The organism is Mycobacterium sp., assembly GCF_052144515.1.
Classification (GTDB): Bacteria; Actinomycetota; Actinomycetes; order Mycobacteriales; family Mycobacteriaceae; genus Mycobacterium.
Map to the genome: position 1 here is coordinate 1 of NZ_JBKQQD010000086.1, position 2,797 is coordinate 2,797.

A 2,797-nucleotide genomic window follows, 5' to 3' on the forward strand; every position below is an offset into this window, starting at 1 on the left:
CTATTGTCCAGGGCGTCCTGGCCCGTACAGCTCTGTCGATCCGCTTGGCTACACGTTTGGCTACACTATCGCCGCCTTCGTGCCATTAGATTTGGACCTTCACGACAGCCGAGTGTGGCGCCTGAAATCGTCTTGCGCGTCGCCTCGGAGCTCCGGGCGCTCCAGCGATGAAGGAGGGCGTTACGCGGATACTGACAGTCTCATACCGCTATCGCGCGAAAATCGAGGTTAGCGGCGGCCGATGGCATGCGGGGACAGTGCCGCAGGACCGCACGCGATCGCGGCGAGTTGCGGTCAACTCATCACCGCCGCTAGCGCGGCGCAAAGCTGGCACAGTCTAGACTCCGCACTGTCACAACGCACGCTTGAGGGCAACTAGAGCCCGGCGAGCGGCAGACGAGCGAAGGGACAGCACTCCCATGCAGACAAGGCGCCCCTACCGTCGCATCGCGCTGGCATTGTGCACTGGCGTTCTTGCCACCGCACTCGCCGGACTGAGCAGCAGGGCAGTCGCGACGACTATTTCGGACACCAAGGGCTCACCCCAGCCCGAGCTCAAGTCGTTCGTGGTCGGCACCGCGAATGGTCCGAGCGACGTCAGCACGGACGGGTACAACGGCAACCTCGTGCTCGTCTACGAGGTGTCCACGCACAACACGGACGGGGCCATTCAGGTCTGCGTGCTGAAACGGGGCGCGCGGTCGTGCGCGAGCAAGACCACGCTCCATACCGAAAAGCGCAGCACTGTGTACGACGCGCCGTTCGTAACAGTTGAGAACGGCGGCAACATTTTTGTGGCGATGGACGAGTGTTGTGGAGCGAACGACCTCCTCTTCGAGTCGACTGACGGCGGGAAGACCTTTGGCTCTCCGGTCGCTCTCGGCACGGCGGACGGACCGAACATAGATGCCGCCGAAGCCTTCGGCGTGACGGGAGAACCCGGCCACATCATCTGGGCCGAGAACAACGCCGGCAGGGATTTCGACGTGGAGTACGCACCCTTCAACGATCCATCAGATGGGCTCGTTGTGAGAGCGCTGACCGACTCAGCGGGCGTCGATTTCTTCACCGCTGGAGTGGGCAGCTACAAGGGCGGAGTCCTGGCGGCGGCAAGCGACAGCAACGACGCAACGATCGTGAGCTTCGCGCCGGCTCACTCAACGACTTTCAAGAGAGTGGGTCGATTCGCCGATCAGAGCCTTATCTCGCTGACTGGCGACGCCCTCGTCACCCAGCGAACGACTGGTGGCCAACAGCTCCTGTTCCGGTTGTTCAACGGCACCACCTTCGGGGCAGCGCACTCGGTACCGGACAGCGGTGGTGGGGGGCCGCACTGGGACTTTGCACACATGGACGGAGCCGGCCGGACGTTCGTCTTCACCGAGCGCCATCAGGATGGCTACGACCTCGAGATGCAGTCCACCACTTCGGGCGCAACATGGAGCAGCCGGGCCGACTTGGGCTCTGCGATCAAGAGCAGCGGGTTCTCGGGTGCGCTCGACAACATCGGCAGCGGCGTCGCGGTCGGCACGAGCGGCCCGGTCACGGTCTGGCCGGTGCTCGCGGCCCAGCCGGTCACGTTCACGTTGTCGGCGAAGAGCGTCGGACCGAACAAAGGCGTAAAGGCAACTGGAACCGGTAGCTCACCGCAGACCGGGCGCAGCGTCCAACTGCAAGAGCTCGAGGGCAGCTTGTGGCACAACATCGCCTCTACGACCGAGGATGCGGCGGGCAACTTCTCATTCAGGATTTCGGGTCGCGGCGTGGGTAACTACACCTTCCGCGCGGTTGTGAAATTGCTGCCCGGCTATCTCCAGTACGGATACTCACCGCCGCGGACCCTCAAGGTCGTGAAGCCGAAGAGCTAATTGACGACCCCCGCCTCTATAAGCTCAGCTATCTCCTCGACGGTGAGCCCGCGCTCTGCGCCGGCCGTTGTGCAGCGAATCAGGGCGCGTACATCCAGACGAGTCGGATGTGGCGCACTTCGCCAGCCCGCAACGTGACCGTCTTCGATCGACCGCAGCGCGGAGTCGAGCCGGCGGTCGAGGAGGGGCCACACCCGGTGACGAAGTAAGTCCCAGGACTCAACGGGATCCTGAAATGACCAGACTTGCCCACCTTCTTCTCGAGGACGAGCGGATGGGTGCTGAACGCGACCTCCACGGATCCGGCGGTCGCGTGAAAGCCGCCGGGATAGGGGCCACCCTCGTATCCGAGCCTGCCGACTAGGAAGGCCCTGCTGGTGGTTACGAGTGGCGGGGTCGCCCGTGCTGTCGGGACCGAAACGACAAGCGCGGCGAACGCGACGAGGAATGCACAAAGCGAGGTGTGCAACACACGGGACATTGGCAGCTCCCACTCATTCAGATTCACACTTAGTCTAGGCCACTGCCGCACCTATGCGGATGCGCCCGGCCGCCGGGCAACGTGTGCCGCACGCGCTCACCTCAAGCATCCCGAAGAGTCACTACCCTCGATCAACCGCTCCGGGCGAGCGGCCCCACCGGTGTGAGCGATTCGAACCCTTGTCTCCGCCTTGAGAGGCGCATTGCGCCGAGATGGCTACCTGCTGAAAGACCCACTTCCTGGACATTCTTTGAACGCGCTCGGCGCCACCTGCCTCCGGTGATGGAGTTCGCCTATCCGACCCGAAGCAGGCACGCAGATACCGTCGTTGGCTCTCCTCATCGAGCGGCAAGAAGTCATACATGACCGGCTCTGCGAGTTCGGCCGTGGTACCTGGATGACGGACGGCCCAATCCAAGGGATCAATCTGGACACCGGGCTCACCGCC

The 2,797-nt window shown here is 63.5% G+C and carries 2 protein-coding genes; one reads left to right on the forward strand and one right to left on the reverse strand.

Annotation, left to right across the window (positions count from 1 at the left end; all coding sequences use genetic code 11):
• The first annotated feature begins 566 nt into the window (after nt 1-566).
• The gene (locus ACLP9N_RS04550; protein ID WP_442406271.1) at nt 567-1,868 is read left to right on the forward strand and encodes a hypothetical protein; all 1,302 of its coding nucleotides are present in this window, start codon (nt 567-569) and stop codon (nt 1,866-1,868) included.
• A gap of 79 nt (nt 1,869-1,947) precedes the next feature.
• Here the strand turns inward: ACLP9N_RS04550 and ACLP9N_RS04555 are convergent, their stop codons facing one another.
• Complete coding sequence (locus ACLP9N_RS04555; RefSeq protein ID WP_442406272.1) at nt 1,948-2,349, reverse strand: hypothetical protein; 402 nt, start codon at nt 2,347-2,349, stop codon at nt 1,948-1,950.
• Nucleotides 2,350-2,797: the final 448 nt, after the last annotated feature.

What these genes read in the sequence shown, in the direction of transcription:
- ACLP9N_RS04555 (WP_442406272.1), bottom strand. Translation starts at nt 2,349, where the DNA reads ATGTCCCGTGTGTTGCACACCTCGCTTTGTGCATTCCTCGTCGCGTTC.